Source organism: Bacillus sp. JJ1773, from assembly GCF_036962035.1.
In the GTDB taxonomy this organism is placed as follows: domain Bacteria; phylum Bacillota; class Bacilli; order Bacillales; family Cytobacillaceae; genus Cytobacillus.
In genome coordinates this window covers 5,279-5,631 of the sequence record NZ_JBALNX010000136.1, presented here as the reverse complement: position 1 = coordinate 5,631, position 353 = coordinate 5,279, and positions in this window count along the sequence as shown.

Here is a 353-nt window from a genome sequence, read left to right as displayed (position 1 = left end):
CCAAAATGTACGAAATCAAGAAGACCTTTCGCTCTCTAATCATATTAAGTAACTACATTATGTCTAATGAAGTGGTTAATATCTTTCCATCACAGTTCTTAGTAATTTTTTTTTGTACTGCAGTCAGTGAAATTGATTTTTTCTCCTGTTTAACTCCTTGTTTATCATCTACTTTCTTTTTCCATTCATCAATCTAGTCTTTTGTATTATTAAGGATGTCGTTTTTTAACATGTCAGTGTTTAGTAGTTGTCTAACCTTTTTAATAAATTCCTTATCTTCTTTATCATAATCTACTGTAAGAACAACAAATGAACCTCGCTTATTATCTATTTAGATAGTAACCTGTCGCTTT